We start from the raw sequence: 23416 nt of genomic DNA, 5'->3' as shown, positions 1-23416 counted from the left end.
AGCCCTAAAAGGCTGTCTTTTTTGTTTGAAAAAGAAAAGGGACAGGAAAAATAGGAAAAGAAAGCAGAGGAGGGATAGAGATGAATGTTCCATATTGGACGGAAGAGCATGTAAGGGCCACGCTTCCTGAAAGAGATGCGGAGAGCCATAAAGGCACGTACGGTACGGCTTTGCTGCTGGCTGGAAGTGACGACATGCCGGGGGCAGCGCTGCTTGCAGGGCTTGGGGCCATGCGGAGCGGTCTCGGCAAGCTTGTCATCGGTACATCAGAAAGCGTAATCCCGCTAATTGTTCCTGTTTTGCCCGAGGCGACCTATTGGCGTGACGGCTGGAAAAAGGCGGCGGATGCTCAGCTTGAAGAGACGTACCGGGCCATTGCCATCGGACCGGGCCTTCCGCAAACGGAAAGCGTACAGCAGGCAGTCGATCATGTGCTTGCGGCTGATTGTCCTGTTATTTTGGATGCCGGAGCGCTGGCGAAGCGCACATATCCGAAACGGGAGGCCCCCGTCATCCTCACGCCGCACCCGGGCGAGTTTTTCCGAATGACAGGGGTGCCCGTGAACGAATTGCAGAAAAAAAGAGCGGAATATGCAAAGGAATGGGCGGCTCAGCTGCAGACTGTCATTGTGTTAAAAGGAAACCAAACCGTCATCGCGTTTCCTGATGGAGACTGCTGGCTCAATCCAACCGGAAACGGGGCGCTCGCCAAGGGCGGAACCGGTGACACGCTGACGGGCATGATATTGGGGATGCTCTGCTGCCATGAAGATCCAAAGCACGCCATATTAAACGCGGTCTATTTGCATGGTGCGTGCGCCGAGCTCTGGACGGACGAGCACTCCGCTCATACGTTGCTCGCTCATGAGCTATCTGACATCCTGCCCCGCGTGTGGAAACGATTTGAATGATAAAAAAGCTGTCTTCAGAGAGAAGACAGCTTTTCTTGATACCCCGCCCGTTTTTTCAGACGCGGTTTCATTAATACATAGTAAAGCACAGAAGGCACGGCCAAGCCGATAATCCATGCGATGTCTCCGCCGCCAAACATTTTGGCAAGCGGTCCGATGTAAAAGCTTGTGTTGATAAACGGAATTTCCAGCAAGATAGACAGAACGAACGCAATTGTGGTGATCCAATTGACCTTTCCATAAGGCCCGTTTACGTCGAACATGGCTTTGACTTGATACTTTCCGTGGCGAACGAAGTAGTAATCGACTAAATTGATTGCCGTCCACGGAATTAAGAAATAACTGATGAAAAAGATAAAATTCAAAAACAGCTCCATAAAATTGCTCTGTCCCAGTAGGCTTAAGACTGTGCCGACAAGCGTGACACCCAGGATCATGATGATTCTGACTTTGGGCGTGACTTTTAATTTCAGAAACGGCTCCAGCGTTGTTGTCGTGGACATGAAGGCCCCATACAGGTTAAAAACATTGATTGCCATTTGCCCAAATAACACAATGATCAGCATAATAAACGAGAAGGGACCGAACAATTGGACAATCTGGCTGCCTGAGTTTGCCGTAAAGTCAGGAAGTGAGGTTGTCAGCAATGCGCCGAGCAGCATCATCCAGATGGAGCTGACAGATGTACCTGCATAGCTGTACCAAAATGTTTTTGAAGCCGGTGTTTTAACTGGCAGATATCTTGAATAATCGGCAACATACGGCGCGTAGGCAAGCTGCCACGTCGCAACTGCGCTGACTGCCACCAAGAAAATTGGCAGATCAATCGCTCCGGGAATCCAGCTGCCTGCCGGAATCGGCAATTGAAAAATGAGAATCGTTGCAGCAAAAAATACAGCAAAAGAGGTCCAAGAAAGGATTTTTTGCATTTTATGAATCAAATCATGGCCGAAAATGGTGAGTAAAAAACATACGGCGCTTAAGCCTATAATGCTCCATGATCCCGGGATGGGAACAAAGCTGCTTAAGGTTCCGGCCGCCAGAATCGTGCTGCTTGCGAAGAAACCAAGGTAGATAAACATGACTAAGAAGAGGGGAAGAATCGCTCCGATTACGCCGAATTGGGCACGGCTTTGAATCATTTGCGGGATGCCTAGCTGAGGGCCTTGCGCGGAATGAGACGCCATAAATATGGCACCGATTAAGGTTCCGCAAATAATAGCGGCAACACTCCAAAACAGATTAAGTCCCATTGCAACGGGAATCGTGCCGGTCACTAACGTGGTGATATGCATATTAGCCCCGAACCATACGGGAAATAAATCTTTCGCTTTACCATGTCTTTCTTCATTCGGAATATATTCAATCGTTCGCCTTTCTACTTTCAATGCATCGTCCTCCATATTGGATGTTTTTTTGAAATCGACATAAAGTCATAGCTTAACAGACTATAAGGGGGTTTACAAATAAGGATATGCAGCCAAACGGCCGGGAAGCCTGATCTGTCAATGGCTGAAAAGAATTGTAAAAAAGATGAACGCTTTTGAATCCGGTGTCGTCTCATAAGGCAGAAAAACAAAAAAGGGGGGATCACGGTCATTGGATACACATGAAGAACAGCGGCTGATCCAGCAGGCGAAAGAGGGAAACGACGAGGCGTTTACAGCCCTTTTCCACTATCACTATTCTTTCTTATATAAATACTTGTTAAAGCTTTCCCTTCACCCCGATCTCAGCGAGGAACTTGTTCAGGAAACCTTTCTGAAAGGGTACATCCATTTAAGAAGCTTTCAGGGCCGTTCAAAATTCTCCACATGGCTGATCTCCATTGCATCGCGGCTCTATCTCGATCACCAGAAAAAGAGAAAGAGAGAATGGAAACGGAATCAGACAGTTACGGAGGAAACAATCCGCAAGATCAAGTGGGACGTGTCGGCGAAAGGGGCAGAGTGGAGCGAAACGCTCGATCTGTTTTCAAAGCTGGACCCTAAACTGCGCACACCGGTTTTATTAAGGCATTACTACGGCTATACCTACGCTGAAATCGGGGTGATGCTTCAAATCAAAGAAGGCACTGTAAAGTCCAGAGTTCATAAAGGGCTCCAGCAAATCAGAAAGGAGTGGGATGATGAATAAAGAAAAGCTTTCTGATCATTTAAAGTCAGAATGGAAAAAAATTGATCAAACAGCCAATCCCTCTATACCGAATCAAAAAGAACTGCTTCACCAGCTGTCACAAATGAAAGCTGAATACAGAAAAAAACTTCTTCAAGAGATCATTTTATTTGTATTCTGCGCGCTGATGGTTGTGAGTGCTGCAATCTTAGCTTTCACTCAAGTTCCTGCTGTGTTTATTGTGCTTCAGGTTTGTGTGCTTGCGGTGCTGCCGATTTTGATTGCGGCTGAGAAAAAAAGGCATCTCGGCGAATGCGAGGTGAAACGCGGATGACACAAACAGAAATTGTCATAACGGTTGCGGCTTGTCTCATCGTATTGGCGCAGGGAATCTTTTTATTTATTGATGCGAAAAAACGTAATCGCATGGCATGGGTTTGGGGGATTGTCGGATTGATTCAAGCACCGATGCCTCTGATTTGTTATTACTTTTTTGTCATTAGGCCGGATCGGAAGAAAAGGGGGATCAAGCAATGAATATTTCTTGGGAAATGATTTTGCCGCTGATTGTATTACAGCTGGCTTTGGCGGTGTTTGCCCTTATCAGCTGTATAAAAGAAGAGCGGACAAACGGGCCAAAGTGGATGTGGGCTGCAATTATTGTATGTATCAATATTATCGGGCCGATTTTGTTTTTTACCGTCGGCAGAAAGCAAAGGTAAGCCGATATGCTGTCTATTGAATCATTATGCAAATCGTACAGGCATCATGAAGCTGTAAAGAATATCAGTTTTCACGTGAATGAAAACGAGTGTGTTGCGCTATTAGGTCCCAATGGAGCCGGCAAAACCACGACTCTGCAAATGCTGGCCGGACTGCTTTCGCCAACCTCCGGAAACATTAAGCTGTTAGGAGAAAAAAAGCCGGATCGGCGTTTGATTGGGTACCTCCCGCAGTATCCAGCTTTTTATTCCTGGATGACCGCAAATGAATTTTTGACATTTGCGGGGAGACTGTCCGGCCTTTCGAAGAGAAAATGCCAAGAGGAAATCGGCGAGATGCTGGAATTTGTGGGTTTGCACGAAGCGGAGCACAAAAGGATCGGGGGCTATTCAGGAGGCATGAAACAAAGACTCGGTCTGGCACAGGCACTGCTCCATAAACCGAAGTTTTTGATATTGGATGAACCGGTGTCTGCACTTGATCCGACAGGACGGTTCGAGGTGCTGGACATGATGCGGGAACTGAAAAAGCATATGGCCGTTCTGTTTTCTACACATGTTTTGCACGATGCAGAACAGGTGTGTGATCAAGTGGTGATTATGAAAAACGGTGAGATTTCATGGAAAGGCGAGTTACAGGAGCTGAAACAACAGCAGCAAACGAACGTTTTTACCCTTTCAGTGAAAGAGAAGCTGGAAGGTTGGCTTGAAGAGAAGCCTTACGTCTCAGCTATTGTCTATAAGAATCCGTCCCAAGCGGTTTTCGAGCTGCCTGATATACACGCTGGCCGGTCATTATTAAGTGACTGTATCCGAAAGGGATTGACCGTCACCCGCTTTGAACAGAAAACGGAGTCTCTAGAAGACGTCTATCTAAAGGTGGTGCACGCATGAAGGTGATGATGGCGCTATTGCAGAAGGAGTGGCTGGAAGGATGGAAAAGCGGCAAGCTGATTTGGCTGCCGATTGCGATGATGATCGTCGGGCTGACACAGCCGCTGACCATTTATTATATGCCGGAAATCATCGCACATGGAGGGAACCTTCCTGACGGCATGAAAATCATTTTTACGATGCCCTCCGGGTCTGAAGTGATGGTCAGCACGCTTTCTCAATTCAACACGCTTGGCATGGCTCTGGTCATCTTTAGCGTGATGGGCAGTGTAGCCAATGAAAGAAATCAAGGGGTAACAGCGCTGATTATGTCGCGGCCTGTGACGGCAGCCCATTATATCGTGAGTAAATGGCTCATCCAAAGCGTGATCGGCATTATGTCGTTTGCAGCTGGATACGGGCTTGCTTACTATTACGTCCGGCTGCTGTTTGAGGACGCATCATTCAGCCGCTTTGCCGCAAGCCTTGGCCTTTACGCGCTTTGGGTGATATTTATTGTGACCGCCGGCCTTGCCGGAAGTACGATATTCCGGTCTGTCGGAGCAGCTGCGGCTTGCGGGATCGGGCTCACAGCAGCCGTTTCCTTTGCTGTTTCATTATTTCCAGATGGTGCGAAGTGGCTTCCGGCTGAGATTTGCAAGCAGGCGGAGCATATCCTTCTTCATGGAGAGCGGGCAGATTTTTTCGGATGGTCACTCACTTTCTCCATTCTGTGCATCATGCTTCTGGCCGTGTTTTCTGTGTGGCGCTTCCAGCAGTATGAAAGCTATTAATTGATCATGTTACGTTTTTGCGCGAGCATCACAAAAAAGGCGGCAAATGCCAGAGACCCGGCTCCATAAAAAACTCCCGCAAGCCCGACAAGCTGTGCGATTTTTCCGGCAAGAAGGGGACCGAGGAAGATGCCTAGCGCATAAAATGATTGATAAAACCCCATCACTGACATTTTTAATCGGGCAGAACTGATTTCGACGACATGGCTTAGCAGCAGAGGAAAAACGAAGCCGAGCGCCAGTCCGATACAGGCGTGTGTGATGCAAACCGTGAACAATGCAGCTGAAAAAGGAACATATAGCAAACAGACCCCGGTGACAGCGAAACTAATGAGCATCACGGAGTAAGCGATAAGGCTTGTAAAGCGCAGAAACACAAAGCTTAATGTGGCGGCTGCGTGTGGGAGGAAAAAGGCGCTCATCACCCAAAGCAGCTCCGCGTCGCCCATTCCGAGCTGATCCATGTAAAGCGGCGTAAAACCAAACACTGTCATAAATAATACGGCATGGGCCGTCATAGACAGGATGGTGAAAAGCTTCAGCTTTGGCAGCCGCAATGTATCTTTGATGTACTGATTGACACGAATGGTGTCACGGTTTGCGGGAGGAGCAGACGGATCCTTAATAAAGCAGCAGATCACCAGACCTGCGGCAGAAGCTGACAGCGCCATCCAAAAAGGAACCTGCCTCCCTAAATGGGCTGCGGCGAGCCCGCAGAACACAATGCTGGCAAACTGAGGCATGACGGTAAAAAACTGCATGATGCCCATTGCTTTTGATGCATTGCCATTGTTGAAATAATGTGCGTATAAAATGGTCGCCATCACCCACATAGAAGCAGTGATTCCCGCGAACAGCCGGGCGGCCAGCACGAAGAAGAAAGAATCAAACATCAGAAAAAGCAGGCTGCTGAAGACGGAAAAGCCGAACCCGGCAATTAACAATTGCTTGCGCAAGGAAAACAGGATGTCTGACAAAAGGCCGAGCGGGAATCGCAGAAGGATTTGCGTGACCCCGTAGCTGCCGAGAATGATGCCGATTGCGCCATATGAAAAGTGCAGATCCTCCAAATACAGGCTGAATACAGGAACGTAAATATAGCCTGAAAACCAGAAACAAAATACCATGCATAAAAAAACGGCGTGATCTAAGGCGCCGATTGTTTTTTTCTGAGGAATCAAGTCCTGCTGTAATTCCATCGTATCTCTCCACCCCTTTCCTTCCAGTACAACACAATTGTTGAAAGCGTTTCAATAGAAAAATAAAAAAACAGGGCTTCAAAAAAGCCCTGTTCGCTGTTGTTAATACGGATCAGATGGATGGCTCTCCTGTTCAGCCTGCTTTGCAGCCTGTTCCGTTTCAGTTGTGCCGATCGGCCCGTTGCTGTTGTTTTCGGAAACCTTTTTTAGCCCTTCTGCTACGCGTTTTCCGTAGTCAGGATCAGCTTTTGTGAAATTCTCAATCATTTGATCCTGAATTTCTTTTCGGCACGTAGAAAGCGTATTCACCAAATTCGTAATCAGTTCGTTCCGCTCAAATTCAGTAAATCTCCGGTACGTTTCTCCAGCCTGTCCGAAGTTGTTTGTTCTGTCAATCGCTTCACGCTTTACATCACCTTCGACATGCGGCGTATGGTCTTTTCCGTCCTGCTTCGCTTCCTTCAGCCCGCCCATAATGGATGGCTCATAGTTGACGTGCGGGTTTTGTCCTTCTGCTCTATCGACCCGATATTGCATTTGCCCGCCTTCCTGGTTGGTGGCGACATGCTTTTTCGGCGAGTTGATCGGAAGCTGCAGGTAATTTGCGCCTACACGGTAGCGCTGCGTATCAGAGTAGGCAAACGTACGCCCCTGGAGCAATTTGTCGTCTGAAAAATCAAGCCCGTCGACAAGCACTCCCGTTCCAAATGAAGCTTGCTCCACTTCCGCATGGTAGTTTTCCGGATTTTTGTTCAGAACCAATTTGCCGATCGGTTTCCATGGGAAATCGTCTTTATACCACAGTTTTGTCGGATCAAGAGGATCAAAGTCCAGTTCAGGATGCTCATCATCACTCATGATTTGAGCATACACTTCCCACTCTGGATAATCGCCATTTTCAATCGCGTCATATAAATCCTGTGTGGCATGGTTAAAGTTTTTCCCTTGAATCTCTTCTGCTTCCTTCTGTGTCAGGTTGCGGATGCCCTGCTTCGGTTCAAAATGGTATTTCACGAGAACGGCCTTGCCCTCCTCATTCACCCATTTATAGGCATGTACGCCTGAGCCCTGCATTTGCCGGTAGTTGGCCGGAATGCCCCAAGGCGAAAACAAGAAGGTGATCATGTGTGTCGCTTCAGGAGATTGAGAAATGAAATCGAAAATACGTTCACCATCCTGGATGTTGGTCACTGGATCAGGCTGAAATGCGTGTACAAGATCCGGAAATTTCAGCGGGTCGCGGATAAAAAAGATTTTCAGGTTGTTTCCGACCAAATCCCAGTTTCCGTCTTCTGTATATAGCTTTACAGCAAAACCGCGCGGGTCTCTCAATGTTTCAGGCGAGTGTTTTCCATGATTCACAGTTGAAAAACGGACAAATGCCGGTGTTTTCTTGCCTTTTTCCTGAAAGAGCTTGGCCCGTGTGTATGTTGAAATCGGTTCGTCTCCGAAGCTTCCGTACGCTTCAAAATATCCATGTGCACCTGCTCCCCTGGCATGAACAACCCGCTCTGGGATGCGTTCCCGGTCGAAGTGGCTGATCTTTTCGAGAAAATCATAGTTCTCAAGTGTTGTAGGCCCTCTATTCCCGACGGTTCTCACATTCTGGTTGTCAGTAACAGGATGCCCCTGCCTATTCGTTAAGGTATCCTCTGACTCGTTTTTCCCGGATGTCTTATGAGAAAGCGCTTCCTCGCTCCCTTGGGCATTTGATTGGTGCTGCTTGTTTTGATGATCATCTTTCAATGGTTGGCCCTCCTTTTTTGAACGGTAACAATATTCCCTGAATGGAAAGATTTTAAAACAGCCGTTTTTTTTGATCTGCTTCGGGAATGGTACAATGTACAAAAATCGGTAAAAGGAGAGGTCGATTCGTGACGAGAGAAAAAAATCCGCTGCCCATCACGTTTTATCAAAAAACCGCTCTTGAGCTTGCCCCATCGCTTCTGGGCTGCCTTCTTGTAAAAGAAACAGACGAAGGTATAGCGTCAGGCTTTATTGTGGAAACAGAGGCCTATATGGGGGCTGGAGACAGAGCGGCCCACAGCTTTAACAACCGCCGGACGAAGCGGACTGAGATCATGTTTGCAGAAGCTGGGCGGGTATATACATATGTGATGCACACCCATACATTGCTGAATGTCGTTGCCGCGGAAGAGGATGTTCCGCAAGCGGTATTAATCAGGGCGATTGAGCCGCATGAAGGCCAGCTGTTAATGGAGGAGAGAAGGCCGGGCAGGAGTCCGAGGGAATGGACAAACGGACCCGGAAAGCTGACGAAAGCGCTTGGCGTTACGATGAATGACTACGGACGCTGGATCACGGAACAGCCGCTTTACATCGAAAGCGGGTACACACCGGAAGCAATTTCAACCGGCCCGCGCATCGGCATTGACAACAGCGGGGAGGCACGCGATTATCCATGGCGTTTCTGGGTGACGGGAAACAGGTACGTGTCGCGTTAAATGTTTAAGGAAGAGGCAATCAGGGGAATGGTTGAGAAAAAAGAAGGGAGAATCGGAGCTTTGAAAAAGATGATCAAAACCGTTATCAAATGGGCGCCGGTCATTTACCCGATTGTTCGAAAAATCATGAAGGACCGCAAGGCGTCTAAACAAAAGAATATGTCCGCATCTAGAACAGCCGGCTGACCCCGGCTGTTTTTTTATAGGTCAGTTTTCCCTCTAGTCCTCCGGATGCTCATTGACTTGCCATTCTCTCCATTATAGAATTTATATACATTTCGCATCCCTTCATCATCCTTTCTGCCTATTCACTGAATCCCTGCATCTACTAGATAGGAGGTTTTTCTCATGCTTCATGGGCGACTTCGTGATATTCTGCGCTTGCTGATGGCGGCTGAAGCCCCGGTGACAAGTTCGTTTTTTGCCGCGCAATTAAACGTAACGACGCGGACAGTCCGCAATGATATAAAGGAACTTCAAGGTGTGCTAAGCGGTCACGGTGCCTTTGTACAATCTGTAAGAGGCTCCGGCTACAAGCTCCGCATTGATGACGAGCAAGTATTCAGAACACTGCTGCAAGATGTATTTCAGCAAAAAAAGGGCCTGCCGGTATTGCCGGAGGAGAGAATGGCCTATCTTATGAAACGTCTGCTGCTGGCGGACCATTATCTCAAGCTTGATGAACTTGCTGAAGAACTATTTATCTCAAAATCTACACTCCAAACGGATTTAAAGGAAGTAAAGAAACGTCTGCTGCCTTACCGCATCGTCATGGAAACACGTCCGAATTACGGCTTCAAGCTGCGCGGGGACGAGGTGCAGATGAGGTACTGCATGGCGGAGTACATTGTTGATGAAAGAGAAACGGAGATAGATGTTTTAAATGAAAAGGCTGATATTTTGCCAAAAGAAGAAATTGAGATCATCCGTTCCGCCATCTTGAAAAAAATGAAAAACGACCGCATCCCTCTGTCCAACATGGGACTGAATAACCTCATTATCCATATCGCTATCGCCTGTAAACGGATCAGAACGGAAAACTATGTTTCTCTTTTCCCGAAAGATATGGATCATATCCTGCATCAAAAGGAGTACCAGGCTGCAGAAGCCATCGTAAAAGAGCTGGAATCAGCGCTTGCCGTTACGTTTCCGAAAGACGAGACGGCCTACATCACCATGCATCTCCTTGGCACAAAACGAATGACACATTGCGGAGAGGACACATTTTCAATAGAAGAAGAAACCGATCAGCTGACACTTGCCATGATCAAAGCTGTTGATCGTGAACTGAAGCTTGGCATCCTGCATGACAAAGAGCTGAAAATCGGCTTGGCCCTGCATATGAAGCCGGCGATCAGCCGCAACCGATACGGCATGAATCTTCGAAATCCGATGCTGGCAGCGATCAAGGAACATTATCCACTCGCTTTTGAAGCCGGGATCATTGCCGGAATCGTGATAAAGGAACAAACGGGTATTGAGATTCATGAAAACGAAATTGGATATTTGGCTCTCCACTTTGGCGCCGCGATTGAACGAAAAAAAACAGAAAGTCCGCCGAAACGCTGTATCATTGTATGCGCATCGGGTGCCGGAAGCGCCCAGCTTCTGCGCGAAAAACTGCGTTCCTATTTCGGCAAGCGGCTCGATATTCTTGGAACGGCTGAGTATTATAGTCTTGATCAAATGTCCTACGAATCAATTGATTTTGTCATCAGCACCATTCCGATTAAAAAAGAGCTCCCTGTACCAGTACTGAAGGTTAACACCATCTTAGGCGGAACTGACTTTACAAAAATAGAATCTATTCTGAGTGATGAAAAGGAAAAAGCCAATCGCTACCTAAAAAAAGAACTCGTTTTTTTTCAGGAGGATCTGCGCTCAAAAGAAGAAGTGATTCAATTTTTAGGGCAGAAAGCGGTCGAATGCGGCTTTGCCGATGAAGAAATCATAGATTCCATTTTTGAAAGAGAAGACATGTCGCCAACGTGTTTTGGCAATCTTGTTGCCATCCCGCACCCGCTTGTTCCGCAGACGAAAACAACGTTTTGGGCCGTTTGTACGCTCAAAAAACCGATCGATTGGGAGAGTCAGCGAGTTCAATTTGTCTGTCTGCTTTGTGTCGAAAAGGAGAACAAAGCGGATTTGCAAAGCATGTATAAACTGCTTGGCAGCATTTTGGATGACCCGGCGGCGGTGAACCAGCTGGTCAAATGCCGTTCGTATCAAGAGCTTTCGGATGTGTTTGACCAAAAAATGCTGAGCTGACAGCCTGTATATACCTTTTTTCCGTTGCCTGCGGAAAAACCCTGAGTGTTTATGAAAGCGATTTCATAATATGATGATAGCAACAGCAGGACATTACAAAATTGATCAAACTCTAGGGGGTCTTTTACATGAATATATTACTCGTTTGTGCAGCAGGCATGTCTACTAGCTTACTGGTGAGCAAGATGGAAAAAAGTGCGCAGGAACAGGGAAAAGACTATACCATTTGGGCAGTTTCAGGCGATTCTGTACAAAATCATATCGATAAAGCGGATGTATTGCTTCTCGGTCCGCAAGTCCGTTACATGCTTCCGCAGCTCAAAAAATTAGGAGAGTCAAAGGGGGTTCCGGTAGACGTCATTAATACCGTCCATTATGGCACGTGCAATGGGGCGGAAGTGCTGAAATCAGCTGAACAGCTTGGACATGTGTCATAGAGAGGGGCGGGCTATGTGAATAAAGTCAATCAGATCTTAGAAGAAAAGGTCATGCCTATAGCGGGAAGAATTGCGGGACAGCGTCATTTGCAGGCGCTGCGTGATGGTATCATCCTCACGATGCCCCTGATTATCATCGGTTCCTTTTTCCTCATCATTGGCAACCTCCCGATCCCGGGATACGCTGAGTTTATGGCAAAAACGTTTGGCAGCTCCTGGTCTGAAAAACTGGCCTACCCAGTCGACGCGACCTTTGAAATTATGGGTCTTGTCGCCGCGTTCGGCATCGCCTACCGGCTCGCCGAGAAATACGGCGTTGATGCCTTGTCGGCCGGAGCCATTTCCCTTGCGGCATTTTTATTAGCAACACCTTATCAAGTGCCGTTTATGCCGGATGGCGCGACGAAAGAAATCATGGTTGGCGGCGGGATTCCGCTTTCGCTCATGGGAAGCAAAGGCCTGTTTGTCGCCATGATTATCGCAATGGTGTCCACAGAGATTTACCGCCTCATTATCCAGCGCAATTTAGTCTTCAAAATGCCGGACGGTGTTCCGCCGGCGGTAAGCAAGTCATTTGTCGCGTTAATCCCCGGCTTTGCCGTCATCTTCCTGATTTGGGCAGCCCGGCTGATTGTTGAAGCGACACCGTTTGAAAGCCTTCATAATATTGTAAGCGTTTTATTGGGGACTCCGCTTTCCATTCTGGGAGGAAGCCTTGGAGGAAGCCTTGTCGCCGAAGCCGTCAAAATGCTTTTATGGGCCTGCGGCCTTCACGGTGCAAACATTGTCGGCGGCGTCATGGCACCGATTTGGTACGGCGCAATGGATGCCAACCGGATCGCATTCCAAGCCGGTGAGGAGCTTCCTAAGATTTTCACCCAGCAATTTTTCGATATCTGGGTCAATATCGGCGGAAGCGGCGCCACATTGGCACTGGTTGTCACGATGTTCCTGCGCGCCCGAAGCAAACAAATGAAGCAGCTCGGGAAGCTTGCGGTCGGCCCGGCCATCTTCAATATTAACGAACCGATTATATTCGGAATGCCGATCGTCATGAACCCAATGCTCTTACTTCCGTTTATCATCACACCGCTTGTCACAGTGACACTTACGTACATCGGAATGAGCACCGGCCTTGTCGCAAAACCGGCGGGTATCGCAGTGCCGTGGACCATGCCGCCGATCTTTTCAGGCTACTTGGCGACAGGAGGAAAAGTCTCAGGCGCGGTCATGCAAGCCATTAATATTGCCGTGTCCTTTGTTGTCTACTATCCATTCTTCAGAATGTGGGATAAGCAGAAGCTGAAAGAAGAAAACGATCTGGAGCTGGTCCAAACGCCTGCAGCATCAGATGACAAAGAAGCGGCTCTGTAGAGAAAGGAAGTGAATCGCGTGAATGAGGAAATGGAACAAATCATTTTTCAAATCATCCTTCACGGAGGAAACGGTAGAAGCTCCGCAATGGAGGCCATTGCCGCTGCGAAAAGCGGTGACGCAGAAGAAGCGCGGAAAAAGCTTCAAGACGCTGCTGAAGAATTGTCAAAAGCCCATCATTATCAGACAGAGCTGATCCAAAATGAAGCGGGCGGAGAAAAGACGGAAATGACGCTTCTGATGGTTCATGCACAGGATCATTTAATGAATGCAATGACAGTGAAGGATATGGCTGCAGAGATCATTGAGTTATATGAAAAAATCACCGAGCAAAGGGGAGCAAGCATATGACAAAAGGATTGAAGATTGTAACGATTGGCGGAGGTTCAAGCTATACGCCCGAGCTAGTGGAGGGGTTCATTAAACGGTATGATGAGCTGCCTGTCCGTGAATTATGGCTTGTCGATATCCCCGAGGGCGAAGAAAAGCTGAATATTGTCGGCACACTCGCCAAACGGATGGTTGAAAAAGCTGGCGTCCCGATTGACATTCATCTTACGCTCGATCGGAGAAAAGCGCTGAAAGACGCAGACTTTGTCACGACTCAATTCCGCGTCGGACTTTTGCAGGCAAGAGCAAAGGATGAGCGAATTCCGCTAAAATACGGTGTAATAGGCCAGGAAACAAACGGCCCGGGAGGCCTGTTTAAAGGATTGCGCACAATTCCGGTCATCCTTGAGATCGCAAAGGACATAGAAGAGCTTTGCCCGAACGCTTGGCTTGTTAACTTCACAAACCCTGCCGGCATGGTAACAGAAGCCTTGCTTCGCTACTCCAACCTGAAGAAAGTCGTCGGTCTCTGTAATGTTCCAATCGGCATCAAAATGGGCGTAGCCAAAGCGCTTGATGTAGATGTAGACCGCGTAGAAGTCCAATTCGCCGGACTGAACCATATGGTATTCGGGCTGGATGTTTTCTTGGACGGCGTAAGTGTGAAGGAGCAAGTCATCGAGGCGATGGGCGACCCGAAAAACGCGATGACAATGAAAAATATCTCAGGCGCCGAATGGGAACCGGATTTCTTAAAAGCGCTCAATGTCATCCCTTGCGGCTATCACCGTTACTATTTCAAAACAAAAGAGATGCTGGAGCACGAACTTGAAGCATCACAAACGGAGGGCACCCGCGCTGAAGTCGTACAGAAGGTCGAAAAAGAGCTGTTCGAGCTTTATAAAGATCCAAACCTTGCGATCAAACCGCCGCAGCTGGAAAAACGGGGCGGAGCTTACTACAGTGATGCAGCATGTAACTTAATCAGCTCCATTTATAATGATAAACATGACATTCAGCCGGTGAACACGATCAATAATGGTGCAATAGCGAGCATTCCAGACGATTCCGCAGTTGAAGTGAACTGTGTGATGACGAAAACCGGCCCTAAGCCAATTGCTGTCGGCGACTTGCCGGTGTCTGTCCGCGGCCTCGTCCAGCAAATCAAATCCTTTGAACGTGTCGCGGCAGAAGCGGCAGTTACAGGTGACTATCAAACTGCACTCCTTGCCATGACGATTAACCCGCTTGTCCCGTCCGATACTGTGGCCAAACAGATTTTAGACGAAATGCTGGAGGCGCACAAAGCGTATCTGCCGCAGTTTTTCAACAAAATTGAAGCGTAAAAAAAGCCGGCCTGTAATGGGCCGGCTTTTTTCTTATTTGCTTTCAGTCAGCGCTGCGACTTCGGTCGTCCATCCGAATTCGTCTGCGACAGCGCCTTTTTGAATGCCTGTAATCGTGTCATATAGTTTTTTTGCGATTTCCCCTGTTTCACCGTTGTTGATCGAAAGTGTTTCATCCTGCCAAATCAGCTCGCCGACTGGGGAAATAACAGCTGCTGTACCAGTTCCGAAGGCTTCTTCCAGGATGCCGTCTTTATAGGCTTGGATGACCTCATCGATCGCAATTTTTCGTTCTGAAACTTGAAGGCCCCAATGCTTAAGCAAGGCGATGACTGAATTGCGCGTAATGCCTTCCAGGATGCTTCCGTTCAGCATCGGCGTTACGATTTCACCGTTGATTTTGAAGAAGATGTTCATGCTTCCGACTTCTTCGATGTATTTCTTCTCAATGCCGTCCAGCCAAAGCACTTGGGAAAATCCTTTCTCTTCGGCGACCTGCTGCGCTTTTAAGCTTGAAGCATAGTTCCCTGCGGTTTTGGCATTTCCTGTTCCGCCTTTTACCGCACGGACAAATTCACTTTCAACAGCGATTTTGACCGGCTTAATGCCTTCTTTGTAATAAGAGCCGACCGGAGAAAGAATGATCAAGAGCTTATACGTATGAGATGCCGCAACACCAAGGAAAGGCTCGGTTGCGATGATGAACGGACGGATGTAAAGGGACGTGCCCTCCGCATTTGGAATCCAGTCTTTATCAATTGCGACAAGCTGCTTTAAGCCTTCAAGAACCTGTTCTTCATCAATTTGCGGGATGCAGAGGCGGTCGTTTGATTGATTCAGGCGTTCCATATTTTTTTCCGGTCTGAAAAGCAGAACATGGTCATCCTCTGACACGTAAGCCTTTAACCCTTCAAACACGGTTTGGCCGTAGTGATAGACCATTGCGGCCGGATCCATTGATAAGGGTTGATAAGGAATGATTCTTGGATCGTACCAACCTTTATCTGCCGCATAGTCCATTACAAACATGTGGTCTGTAAACACTCTTCCGAACGAAAGCTGATTGGGGTCTGGTTTCGGTTTTTTTGTTGATGTCAATTCAACGCGAATCGTTTGTTTAGTCATGGTCAATCTCCCTGCTGTTAAATTGTTTATATTATCAAACTTATTTGAAAATAATTATATTCTATTGTATACCTTCAACAAATAATCGCAATAGGTTTGCTCAAATTTGTAAGAAATTCATATGAAAAAAGCAGGAGAAATTAATTCTCCTGCGTGTTCATATGCTCGAATAACCTGTCATAATCGGCGCGAGTGGCATCCCGAAGACCTTCAACACGTTCATTTGTAATCTCCTGTTTGCCTTCCTTCAAGCCGTCCAAGAAATATTGAACATATTCTTCAGATGAAATGCCCCGGTACGTCAGGCCTTGTTTATCGCGTGATTTTTGGTTTAAGCCCGTGTCCACCATAGGCGGTGCCATTTCAATCACTTCCACGCTCGTGTCGCGGAGCTGGTGTCTGAGCGTAAGCGAGAACGAGTGAAGTGCTGCTTTTGTTGCGCAGTACACCGGATAAACAGCTAACGGGTTAAACGCAAGCCCGGATGTGACCTGAACGATTGCCGCTTCAGGCTGCTTCATCAAATGAGGTGTGAAAAGGGCGGATAAATGGACAGGCGCTTGGAAATTAAGTTCAATTTCATCACCGTCCACAAAAAGATCCTCTGTCCCTTTTTTAAAGTCAATTTCCTTTTGAATGCCGGCGTTGTTGACGAGAACATTCAAGTTCGGATATTCCTTTAAAGCCCATTCATACAATGCTTCCCGCTGCGAACGGTCTGCAACATCACATTGCTTTGTATGGATGTTTGGGAGCTGCTGCTTCGCTTCTGCAAGACGTGCTTCGCTGCGTCCGCAAATGATAACTTCATTGCCAATTTCCAGCAGGCGCTTGGCCAGTTCAAGCCCGATGCCAGCAGAACCCCCTGTGATTAAAACCGTATTGCCTGTCATCTTCATTGGATGTAACACCTCTTAATTAAGTTGGCTGTGATTCCTTTACTATTTCAAATCTTAGCAGGAAATATGCAGCCGCGTCCTATGAGATGCTCAGGATGAAGTGACTTTTCCGGTTTTATAAAATTCGTCAATTGCTTTATCGACATACACCCAGCCTTTCCAGCCGATGTGAATGGTGTCTTTCATGAAATACGGGTCATATTCATGCCCTGAGAAATCAGCAACCTGGAAGCCCTTCGCTCTGATTTGTTTATTTACCTTTTTGTAATAGTCAGTGCGTCCTTTTTTCGGGAAGCCCGTGTAATCGTACCATTTCCCGTTAACAGGAATGGTGACAAACATAGGCTCTGCGCCCGCATCCTTCAGGATATCGAGCATCATTTCAAAGTCGCCATATTCCGGTGACACCGCATACGATCTTCCTTTGTTTTTCCCTTTCAGCTTAGGCACTTTCGGCTTCAGCTTTTTATAGACAGGGTTGTCGATGTGAAAATCGTTAGAACCGGAGTGGCGTTTGCCCGATTGATCCGCTAGTTTATTCAATTCAGACCATGACTTATCCTTTACTGACTGCGAGATATAGCGCTTTGGCCCGGATGATTCTGTCGTTGAATAATACAGATCTTTCTTTTCCAGCATGCTGTAATACACTTTCGCCGCCGGCTTCAGCGCGTTCACTTTCCACGTCTGGCCGTTTACCATTGCTTTGTACAGCTCAGAAAGAATGGCATCGTTTTGCACAGCCTTAAAGCGAAGCATGCGTTTCATCATTTTCTTTTTAATTTCAGGATCGATCTGATCGTTAAATGCCAAATCAAGCCCTTGCAGCGCAGAATAGTTCGGCGCGAAATGCTGTTCATCAGACCCGCGCTTAATAAACCATTGCGGAGACACGATGAATACGATTTTTTTGCCCTTCAGCTGATCCATATGGGCAGCGAAGTTTAAAGAATGAATCAATGACTGGGATCCGCCTTTGCCGACAAGGTATGGCGTGAATCCCTCATTGTTTACCTGAAAATAATTAGATGGGTGGAACTCGTCCAGCCGAGAAAGCTCAGAAGACCCGTAAATCGGAAGATATGTCGGATCTTTGAGCATCTGATCTTGTAAATATAGCCCTTGAAACATACTCGGATTCAAGGCTGTTGCTGACTCTTTCACACGCTTATCGGTGATGAAGCCTGTCAGCCATGAAGATGGAATTGCGATGGCGCCTGCGAATAGAATAAACGCCAAAATAATTGGACCGAAAAAACGCTTTTTCATTATTTCAACTCAGACAGCTGATTTACAATGTTGTTAGGTGTATTCCAAACGTCCCGGTCAAATTCAGTGATCGGCACTAAAATATCAAAACGGTTTTCAATCGCAAGCAGCAATTCTACTGTTCCAAAAGAATCAAGCAAACCTTCTTCAAAAATTTCAATATCAGGATTTTCCTTTACGATGTCATCCTGGCAAACCTCTGCTAAAACGTCTAATACCTCTTGTTTAAAATCCATAGCTTTCTAATCTCCTTTAATGGTGGTGATGAAATGGTTTTCCTGAGAAAATGTAAAACCCGAAGCAAACGAAATGGAATGTGATCACAATAGCGAGAATGGTTGTCCAGCGGTTGGACGGCAGCCATTTATATTTCTTATTCCACTTCTCGAAAAAGTTGTAACATGTCATCAGCACGGCGTGATAAAGGCCGTAGATGATATATTGCGGCGCGAGCCCGTGCCAAACCCCCATCAGCATAAACAGCAGGAAATACCCGATGTTAGAGACGGCCATACGGTTTTTGATCCACTTTTTCTTAGTCATCCAAAATACGAATCTCATAAACACATAATCTCTGAACCAAAATGACAGAGACATATGCCAGCGATTCCAGAAATCTTTAATATTTTTACTGATAAACGGTTTATTAAAGTTTTCTGGTGATTTAATGCCCATAATGTAGCTGACCCCGACGGCAAACATCGTGTAGCCGGCGAAATCAAAGAATAAATACATGCTGTAGCCGTACATGTACAGCAGGTTCCCAAGAATCTTATTGTGCGTGATTGCGGGAAGATTCATGATGAAGTACGTATTGATCGCGTAGCCGATAATAAATTTATACAGGAAACCGATGAAGATTTTATGGATTCCCGTATACAGCAGGTCGGCGTATTCTTCTTTCGTCCAAGCCTTCTGTTCATCCTTGACGAACCGGCGGTATCTGTCGATCGGGCCGGAGGAAATCGTCGGGAAAAACAGGATGAAATACAGCAGGCGGTGCAATGGCAGCTGTTCTTTCAGCAGTCCGTCTCTTGCTTCCATAATCAGCTGAACGCCTTTAAAGGTTAAATACGAAATACCTAAAAAGCTGATCAGGTTATGCGGCGGATGATGCGGCTGCGGGTGTGAAAGAAACGGCCATATTTTTGACAGAAATAAAGGCAGAATAGACGCGATAACAGCCCCGCAGAAGACAAAGCCGCTGTTCGCTTTCTGCCGGTATGCCAGATAGCCGCTGATCAGGAGCACCTGCCATATTGTAAACAGGCACAGCGCGATGACCCCGTGTAAGTCGTGCGAAAAAATTAAAGCCAATATAATGATAGATATGAACATGTTGTATGCTTGAAATCTTTTTCCGTTTAAGCCGAGAATGATCGTCGGCAGAAGAAGAATGCCAAGCAGTATAAAGAATAAAAACGAGCTGTAAGGCGTCATACAAGAACCTCTTCGCCAATGCGTTTTCGGTCAATTTTGCCGTTAGCCGTCATTTGAATGTGATCCTGATAGATAAATTTTCTTGGGATCATATATGCCGGAAGAGAAGCGGCAAGCTCTTTTTTAATAGCGCTTGTCAGCTGGAATTCCTTCTCGAACTCATGCTCCTCAGGCACAATAGCAGCGATCAGGTACTCAACTGTTCCGTTTGGCTGATAAGGAATCACGACAGCAGAGCGAACGTACTGTGACTGTCTGACATGGAACTCGATTTCCTCCAGCTCCATTCGATAGCCGTGAAGTTTAATCTGAAAATCCAAACGTCCTTGGCAGAAAATCTGACCGTCTTGAATAAAGCCGGCATCGCCAGTTCGGTATGCCCACTGGCCTTCATGAGAGAAAAACGCTTTTTCCGTCAGCTCTGGCTCACCAAGGTAGCCTCGGCTTACACTCGGCCCTGCAATGACGATTTCTCCTTTTTCTCCATCAGGAAGCGGCTGTCCCTGTTCATCCATAATGAAAATGTTCATATCTGGTTTGGCGAAGCCCACTGGAAGCGATTCGTTGCGGCTGATGACGTCATCCGTAATTTCAACCGATGTGACAGCCACTGTCGCTTCAGTCGGGCCGTACGTATTAAAAATCTTCGCTTTCGGAAAACGCTCAAGCAGCGCTTTTGCCACAGAAACCGGAAGAACCTCTCCGCAAAACATAAATGTGTCCGCATGAGGCAGCAGATCCTGTGAAAAACCCGGATCCATCAGGCACATTTGCACAAAGGAAGGTGTTGATGTCCACACATTCAGCCCGGACTTCTTCAGCTCTTCAAATAAGACTTTCGGCTTGTTCACAGCATCCTTTGTCACGCAATGTAAAGTCCCGCCTGATTGAAGGCACGGATATAGGTCCATGACAGACAAATCAAATGAGAACGGCGCTTGGTTTAAAAATATTTTTCCTCCGCTGACTGGAAAGTCTGCACAAATCCAGTCTGTGAAGCTTTGAAGATTCGCAGCGGAAATCTGCACGCCTTTCGGATTTCCTGTGCTCCCGGAAGTGTAAATGATATAAAACGTCTCGTGTTCCTTAACCCATTGATCTTGGATGACAGAGCCGCCTTCGTTTTCCAGCAGTTCTTCCGCAGAAACTGTCTGAATCTGCTGGCCGACTGCATCAATTGAGAGTCCTGCTGCATGGATCAGCAATTCTGCTCCAGAACTTTCGATAATTTTCGCAATCCGTTCGGACGGAATGGACAGGTCAACCGGAATATAAGGATGTCCCGCTTTGACACTTCCCAAGAAGGAAACGATCATGTGCGGCTCCATATGGCCGTACACAAGGATAGGAGATTTCTTTTCCCCAGAAATGCGTTTTTGGATCGCGGCAGCCGCGCGGTCAGACTGCTCCCATAATTCCTGATACGTGAGCGACTGGCCTTGAGAGCGGAAGGCATCGGTTTGCGGATAAGTTTCCGCATGTGTTTGAATAGCATGTAAAAGTTTCATAGTTATTCTCTCTCCAATTAGAAATCGTTATAAATATATGAACCGGTATTCGCGGTGTGAAAACCATACATAAAAAACAAAACAAGCAGTATCATCAAATAAAAGCCTGTATGACATGTCCACTTGACAGCGGGTTTTTCATACAGCTGTTTCATTAATTGCAGCATATCAAAAATTCCCTTCCCGTTTTTTCGACAATCACATGAGTATTTGACGATCAGATGCTCAAAAAGTTTCATTTTTTCCCTAATCTCCCTCAAATTAATATATCGGCGTATGTTTTTGAAAATGAATCTTTATACCTGCAAGGGCAAGAATGGAATGTTTCGAGCTGATTCATAATAAAGGAAAAGATAGCTGGAGTCAAAAGATCTTTTTAACTTTTAAAAAGTGTAATGTACTTAAAAAAATTTTTCTGTACCTGTTCGTTCAAGTGAAAGCAGAAACCTAATGAAATCAGGGCGAGAAGCGTATAATAAGAAAGAAAACGCCTTCTTGCGGTATCTTGTGAAATAGGGGAGAAGTCATTATGATAGATAAGGAAGCAAAAGGAGTTTTTTATTAAGCTGCCGGCTGAAAAAAAGTAAGCCTTTTAATAGAAAGGAAGAGGAAGATGAACCAAACAAATAAGGGTGAGGGTCAGACAGCGCCGCAAAAAGAAAGCATGGGGCAGATCCTTTGGCAGTTAACTCGTCCTCATACGTTAACCGCATCGTTTGTGCCTGTGCTGCTCGGAACCGTTTTGGCGATGTTTTATGTGAAGGTTGATCTGCTGCTGTTTTTGGCTATGCTGTTTTCTTGCCTATGGATCCAGATCGCGACGAACTTATTTAATGAATACTATGATTTTAAACGCGGGTTAGATACAGCAGAATCAGTCGGAATCGGAGGGGCAATTGTACGCCACGGAATGAAGCCTAAAACGATTTTGCAATTAGCTCTCGCATCATACGGGATTGCCATTTTGCTCGGTGTCTATATTTGTGCGAGCAGCAGCTGGTGGCTTGCGCTGATCGGCCTTGTCGGCATGGCGATCGGCTACCTGTATACAGGCGGGCCGCTGCCGATTGCGTACACGCCGTTCGGTGAATTATTCTCAGGCATTTGCATGGGTTCGGTGTTTGTGCTGATTTCGTTTTTCATTCAGACAGATATGATCAACACGCAAAGCATTTTGATTTCCATCCCGATTGCGATTCTTGTCGGCGCGATTAACCTGTCGAACAACATTCGTGATATTGAAGAGGACAAAAAAGGCGGCCGCAAAACATTGGCGATTTTGATGGGGCATAAGGGAGCTGTTACTCTGTTAGCTGCGTCGTTTGCCGTCGCTTATATCTGGGTTGTCGGCTTGGTTATTACCGGTGCCGCAAGCCCATGGCTGTTTGTCGTCTTTTTGAGCGTGCCTAAGCCGGTTCAGGCAGTGAAGGGCTTCGTCCAGAACGAAATGCCGATGAATATGATTGTCGCAATGAAATCAACAGCCCAAACAAATACATTTTTCGGATTCCTGCTCTCGATCGGATTATTGATCAGCTATTTCCGATAATAAAAAAGACCGCTCGTTTCGTGCGGTCTTTTTTTGTTACAATCGACCGCATTTTGTAAAAAAATTCATAGAACCTTGCAGCAGACAGGGACGTCTAGTACATGGACAGCGGATAAAGTTCCGTTAAAGGAGATGACGAAAATGGATTTATCTGTAACACATATGGACGATTTAAAAGCAGTAATGGAAGACTGGAAAAATGAATTATTAGTTTATAAATTTGCGCTAGATGCGCTCGATACAAAGTTCTCAATTATTAGCCAGGAATATAACCTCATTCACGGACACAACCCGATTGAACATACAAAATCCCGTGTCAAAAGCTTTGAAAGCATCGTGAATAAGTTAATGAGAAAGGGCTGTGAGATTACGACGAAGGAAATGAAGGAGCATATTCACGACATTGCCGGCGTGCGCATCATCTGTTCCTTTATTTCTGACATTTATAATGTCGTGAATGTGTTGAAGCAGCATGAAGATTTGAGAATCGTAAAGGTAAAGGATTATATCCAGACACCCAAACCGAATGGCTATCGAAGCCTGCATTTAATCATTGAGATGCCTGTGAATTTAACGAACCGTGTGGAATACGTCAAAGCAGAAATTCAAATCCGGACAATCGCGATGGATTTCTGGGCGAGCCTTGAACATAAAATTTATTATAAATTGAACAATGACGTTCCTAAGCAATTAACAGATGAGCTGAAGGAAGCCGCGGAGATTGCCCATTACCTAGATGAGAAAATGCTGGGGATTAAGAAAGAAGTGGATTAAAAAAAGACGGCACCCAAG

At 46.5% G+C, this 23416-nt stretch carries 27 protein-coding genes; 17 read left to right on the top strand and 10 right to left on the bottom strand.

Annotated features, from left to right (window positions below; genetic code table 11):
• Positions 1-80 precede the first annotated feature (80 nt).
• Positions 81-911 carry an NAD(P)H-hydrate dehydratase gene (locus ACZ07B_RS16365; RefSeq protein WP_024573404.1) on the top strand — a complete coding sequence of 277 codons (831 nt, stop codon included), beginning with the start codon at positions 81-83 and terminating at the stop codon, positions 909-911.
• Between the two features lie 14 nt (positions 912-925).
• Here ACZ07B_RS16365 and ACZ07B_RS16360 read toward each other — a convergent pair whose 3' ends face one another.
• Positions 926-2299 (bottom strand): cytosine permease, encoded by a 1374-nt coding sequence (locus tag ACZ07B_RS16360; protein ID WP_003244111.1) that lies wholly within the window; start codon positions 2297-2299, stop codon positions 926-928.
• A gap of 211 nt (positions 2300-2510) precedes the next feature.
• On the opposite strand from ACZ07B_RS16360, the gene sigY reads away from it, so the two are divergent.
• From sigY to ACZ07B_RS16330, 6 genes are read left to right on the top strand one after another with little or no spacing between them, the layout of a single operon-like run.
• Positions 2511-3047, top strand: coding sequence for an RNA polymerase sigma factor SigY (gene sigY / locus ACZ07B_RS16355; RefSeq protein WP_015250905.1), 537 nt, complete (start codon positions 2511-2513; stop codon positions 3045-3047).
• Positions 3040-3360, top strand: a complete 321-nt coding sequence (locus ACZ07B_RS16350) for a YxlC family protein (RefSeq protein WP_015714946.1) — start codon at positions 3040-3042, stop codon at positions 3358-3360. Before sigY ends, ACZ07B_RS16350 begins: the two co-directional genes overlap by 8 nt.
• A complete protein-coding gene (gene yxlD / locus ACZ07B_RS16345) occupies positions 3357-3563 on the top strand; it encodes a sigma Y negative regulator YxlD (RefSeq protein ID WP_114523601.1) in 207 nt (68 codons plus the stop codon). Before ACZ07B_RS16350 ends, yxlD begins: the two co-directional genes overlap by 4 nt.
• Entirely contained in the window at positions 3560-3748 is a 189-nt protein-coding gene (yxlE, locus tag ACZ07B_RS16340) for a sigma Y negative regulator YxlE (protein ID WP_003227293.1), read from the top strand. The genes yxlD and yxlE overlap by 4 nt, the downstream gene beginning before the upstream one ends.
• 6 nt (positions 3749-3754) lie before the next feature.
• Positions 3755-4642 (top strand): ABC transporter ATP-binding protein, encoded by an 888-nt coding sequence (locus ACZ07B_RS16335; protein WP_212128856.1) that lies wholly within the window; start codon positions 3755-3757, stop codon positions 4640-4642.
• Positions 4639-5415, top strand: a complete 777-nt coding sequence (locus ACZ07B_RS16330; RefSeq protein WP_464877438.1) for an ABC transporter permease — start codon at positions 4639-4641, stop codon at positions 5413-5415. Before ACZ07B_RS16335 ends, ACZ07B_RS16330 begins: the two co-directional genes overlap by 4 nt.
• On the opposite strand, the gene ACZ07B_RS16325 is transcribed toward ACZ07B_RS16330, so the two are convergent.
• Positions 5412-6614, bottom strand: a complete 1203-nt coding sequence (locus ACZ07B_RS16325) for an MFS transporter (RefSeq protein ID WP_464877437.1) — start codon at positions 6612-6614, stop codon at positions 5412-5414. The two genes, ACZ07B_RS16330 and ACZ07B_RS16325, sit on opposite strands and share 4 nt — an antisense overlap.
• A gap of 102 nt (positions 6615-6716) precedes the next feature.
• Complete coding sequence (gene katX / locus ACZ07B_RS16320; RefSeq protein ID WP_015385023.1) at positions 6717-8360, bottom strand: catalase KatX; 1644 nt, start codon at positions 8358-8360, stop codon at positions 6717-6719.
• 128 nt (positions 8361-8488) lie between these two features.
• On the opposite strand from katX, the gene ACZ07B_RS16315 reads away from it, so the two are divergent.
• From ACZ07B_RS16315 to licH, 7 genes are all read left to right on the top strand, one after another.
• Entirely contained in the window at positions 8489-9079 is a 591-nt protein-coding gene (locus ACZ07B_RS16315; protein WP_017697246.1) for a DNA-3-methyladenine glycosylase, read from the top strand.
• A gap of 27 nt (positions 9080-9106) precedes the next feature.
• The gene (locus ACZ07B_RS16310) at positions 9107-9265 is read left to right on the top strand and encodes a hypothetical protein (RefSeq protein WP_009968374.1); all 159 of its coding nucleotides are present in this window, start codon (positions 9107-9109) and stop codon (positions 9263-9265) included.
• A 162-nt stretch (positions 9266-9427) separates the two neighbouring features.
• A complete protein-coding gene (gene licR / locus ACZ07B_RS16305) occupies positions 9428-11347 on the top strand; it encodes a transcriptional regulator LicR (protein ID WP_464877436.1) in 1920 nt (639 codons plus the stop codon).
• 128 nt (positions 11348-11475) lie between these two features.
• The gene (licB, locus tag ACZ07B_RS16300) at positions 11476-11784 is read left to right on the top strand and encodes a PTS lichenan transporter subunit IIB (protein ID WP_003218755.1); all 309 of its coding nucleotides are present in this window, start codon (positions 11476-11478) and stop codon (positions 11782-11784) included.
• 15 nt (positions 11785-11799) lie between these two features.
• Positions 11800-13158 carry a PTS lichenan transporter subunit IIC gene (licC, locus tag ACZ07B_RS16295; protein ID WP_015250911.1) on the top strand — a complete coding sequence of 453 codons (1359 nt, stop codon included), beginning with the start codon at positions 11800-11802 and terminating at the stop codon, positions 13156-13158.
• Positions 13159-13176: 18 nt separating this feature from the next.
• Positions 13177-13509 (top strand): PTS lichenan transporter subunit IIA, encoded by a 333-nt coding sequence (licA, locus tag ACZ07B_RS16290; protein ID WP_003227313.1) that lies wholly within the window; start codon positions 13177-13179, stop codon positions 13507-13509.
• Positions 13506-14834 (top strand): 6-phospho-beta-glucosidase LicH, encoded by a 1329-nt coding sequence (gene licH, locus ACZ07B_RS16285; protein ID WP_003244285.1) that lies wholly within the window; start codon positions 13506-13508, stop codon positions 14832-14834. The genes licA and licH overlap by 4 nt, the downstream gene beginning before the upstream one ends.
• A gap of 33 nt (positions 14835-14867) precedes the next feature.
• On the opposite strand, the gene ACZ07B_RS16280 is transcribed toward licH, so the two are convergent.
• From ACZ07B_RS16280 to ACZ07B_RS16250, 7 genes are all read right to left on the bottom strand, one after another.
• Positions 14868-15959, bottom strand: a complete 1092-nt coding sequence (locus tag ACZ07B_RS16280) for a branched-chain amino acid aminotransferase (protein ID WP_464877435.1) — start codon at positions 15957-15959, stop codon at positions 14868-14870.
• A gap of 140 nt (positions 15960-16099) precedes the next feature.
• On the bottom strand, positions 16100-16858 hold the full coding sequence (locus ACZ07B_RS16275) for an SDR family oxidoreductase (protein WP_041850366.1): 759 nt from the start codon (positions 16856-16858) through the stop codon (positions 16100-16102).
• A 90-nt stretch (positions 16859-16948) separates the two neighbouring features.
• Positions 16949-18127 carry a D-alanyl-lipoteichoic acid biosynthesis protein DltD gene (gene dltD / locus ACZ07B_RS16270; RefSeq protein ID WP_003227323.1) on the bottom strand — a complete coding sequence of 393 codons (1179 nt, stop codon included), beginning with the start codon at positions 18125-18127 and terminating at the stop codon, positions 16949-16951.
• Positions 18127-18363 carry a D-alanine--poly(phosphoribitol) ligase subunit DltC gene (gene dltC, locus ACZ07B_RS16265; RefSeq protein ID WP_003227325.1) on the bottom strand — a complete coding sequence of 79 codons (237 nt, stop codon included), beginning with the start codon at positions 18361-18363 and terminating at the stop codon, positions 18127-18129. The genes dltD and dltC overlap by 1 nt, the downstream gene beginning before the upstream one ends.
• A gap of 16 nt (positions 18364-18379) precedes the next feature.
• Entirely contained in the window at positions 18380-19567 is a 1188-nt protein-coding gene (dltB, locus tag ACZ07B_RS16260) for a D-alanyl-lipoteichoic acid biosynthesis protein DltB (protein WP_003227327.1), read from the bottom strand.
• The gene (gene dltA, locus ACZ07B_RS16255; RefSeq protein WP_217020006.1) at positions 19564-21075 is read right to left on the bottom strand and encodes a D-alanine--poly(phosphoribitol) ligase subunit DltA; all 1512 of its coding nucleotides are present in this window, start codon (positions 21073-21075) and stop codon (positions 19564-19566) included. Before dltA ends, dltB begins: the two co-directional genes overlap by 4 nt.
• 17 nt (positions 21076-21092) lie before the next feature.
• Positions 21093-21242, bottom strand: a complete 150-nt coding sequence (locus tag ACZ07B_RS16250; protein WP_003227330.1) for a teichoic acid D-Ala incorporation-associated protein DltX — start codon at positions 21240-21242, stop codon at positions 21093-21095.
• A 149-nt stretch (positions 21243-21391) separates the two neighbouring features.
• On the opposite strand from ACZ07B_RS16250, the gene ACZ07B_RS16245 reads away from it, so the two are divergent.
• The 3 genes from ACZ07B_RS16245 (at position 21392) to ywaC (ending at position 23398) form a co-directional block, all read left to right on the top strand.
• Entirely contained in the window at positions 21392-21526 is a 135-nt protein-coding gene (locus ACZ07B_RS16245; protein ID WP_021480955.1) for a hypothetical protein, read from the top strand.
• A gap of 162 nt (positions 21527-21688) precedes the next feature.
• Complete coding sequence (locus ACZ07B_RS16240) at positions 21689-22624, top strand: 1,4-dihydroxy-2-naphthoate polyprenyltransferase (protein WP_015714937.1); 936 nt, start codon at positions 21689-21691, stop codon at positions 22622-22624.
• Between the two features lie 141 nt (positions 22625-22765).
• The gene (ywaC, locus tag ACZ07B_RS16235) at positions 22766-23398 is read left to right on the top strand and encodes a GTP pyrophosphokinase YwaC (RefSeq protein ID WP_464877434.1); all 633 of its coding nucleotides are present in this window, start codon (positions 22766-22768) and stop codon (positions 23396-23398) included.
• Positions 23399-23416 lie beyond the last annotated feature (18 nt).

This window comes from Bacillus sp. 9.4, assembly GCF_055486415.1.
The sequence above is the reverse complement of the archived record's forward strand: the minus strand, read 5'-3'. Positions and strand labels throughout refer to the sequence as shown.

Excerpts from the sequence above, each read along its gene's own strand:
- ACZ07B_RS16365 (WP_024573404.1), top strand. The coding sequence starts at position 81 with ATGAATGTTCCATATTGGACGGAAGAGCATGTAAGGGCCACGCTTCCT.
- ACZ07B_RS16350 (WP_015714946.1), top strand. The coding sequence starts at position 3,040 with ATGAATAAAGAAAAGCTTTCTGATCATTTAAAGTCAGAATGGAAAAAA.
- yxlD (WP_114523601.1), top strand. The coding sequence starts at position 3,357 with ATGACACAAACAGAAATTGTCATAACGGTTGCGGCTTGTCTCATCGTA.
- yxlE (WP_003227293.1), top strand. The coding sequence starts at position 3,560 with ATGAATATTTCTTGGGAAATGATTTTGCCGCTGATTGTATTACAGCTG.
- ACZ07B_RS16335 (WP_212128856.1), top strand. The coding sequence starts at position 3,755 with ATGCTGTCTATTGAATCATTATGCAAATCGTACAGGCATCATGAAGCT.
- ACZ07B_RS16330 (WP_464877438.1), top strand. The coding sequence starts at position 4,639 with ATGAAGGTGATGATGGCGCTATTGCAGAAGGAGTGGCTGGAAGGATGG.
- ACZ07B_RS16325 (WP_464877437.1), bottom strand. The coding sequence starts at position 6,614 with ATGGAATTACAGCAGGACTTGATTCCTCAGAAAAAAACAATCGGCGCC.
- ACZ07B_RS16310 (WP_009968374.1), top strand. The coding sequence starts at position 9,107 with ATGGTTGAGAAAAAAGAAGGGAGAATCGGAGCTTTGAAAAAGATGATC.
- licR (WP_464877436.1), top strand. The coding sequence starts at position 9,428 with ATGCTTCATGGGCGACTTCGTGATATTCTGCGCTTGCTGATGGCGGCT.
- licB (WP_003218755.1), top strand. The coding sequence starts at position 11,476 with ATGAATATATTACTCGTTTGTGCAGCAGGCATGTCTACTAGCTTACTG.
- licH (WP_003244285.1), top strand. The coding sequence starts at position 13,506 with ATGACAAAAGGATTGAAGATTGTAACGATTGGCGGAGGTTCAAGCTAT.
- ACZ07B_RS16280 (WP_464877435.1), bottom strand. The coding sequence starts at position 15,959 with ATGACTAAACAAACGATTCGCGTTGAATTGACATCAACAAAAAAACCG.
- ACZ07B_RS16275 (WP_041850366.1), bottom strand. The coding sequence starts at position 16,858 with ATGAAGATGACAGGCAATACGGTTTTAATCACAGGGGGTTCTGCTGGC.
- dltD (WP_003227323.1), bottom strand. The coding sequence starts at position 18,127 with ATGAAAAAGCGTTTTTTCGGTCCAATTATTTTGGCGTTTATTCTATTC.
- dltC (WP_003227325.1), bottom strand. The coding sequence starts at position 18,363 with ATGGATTTTAAACAAGAGGTATTAGACGTTTTAGCAGAGGTTTGCCAG.
- dltB (WP_003227327.1), bottom strand. The coding sequence starts at position 19,567 with ATGACGCCTTACAGCTCGTTTTTATTCTTTATACTGCTTGGCATTCTT.
- dltA (WP_217020006.1), bottom strand. The coding sequence starts at position 21,075 with ATGAAACTTTTACATGCTATTCAAACACATGCGGAAACTTATCCGCAA.
- ACZ07B_RS16250 (WP_003227330.1), bottom strand. The coding sequence starts at position 21,242 with ATGCTGCAATTAATGAAACAGCTGTATGAAAAACCCGCTGTCAAGTGG.
- ACZ07B_RS16245 (WP_021480955.1), top strand. The coding sequence starts at position 21,392 with ATGGAATGTTTCGAGCTGATTCATAATAAAGGAAAAGATAGCTGGAGT.
- ACZ07B_RS16240 (WP_015714937.1), top strand. The coding sequence starts at position 21,689 with ATGAACCAAACAAATAAGGGTGAGGGTCAGACAGCGCCGCAAAAAGAA.
- ywaC (WP_464877434.1), top strand. The coding sequence starts at position 22,766 with ATGGATTTATCTGTAACACATATGGACGATTTAAAAGCAGTAATGGAA.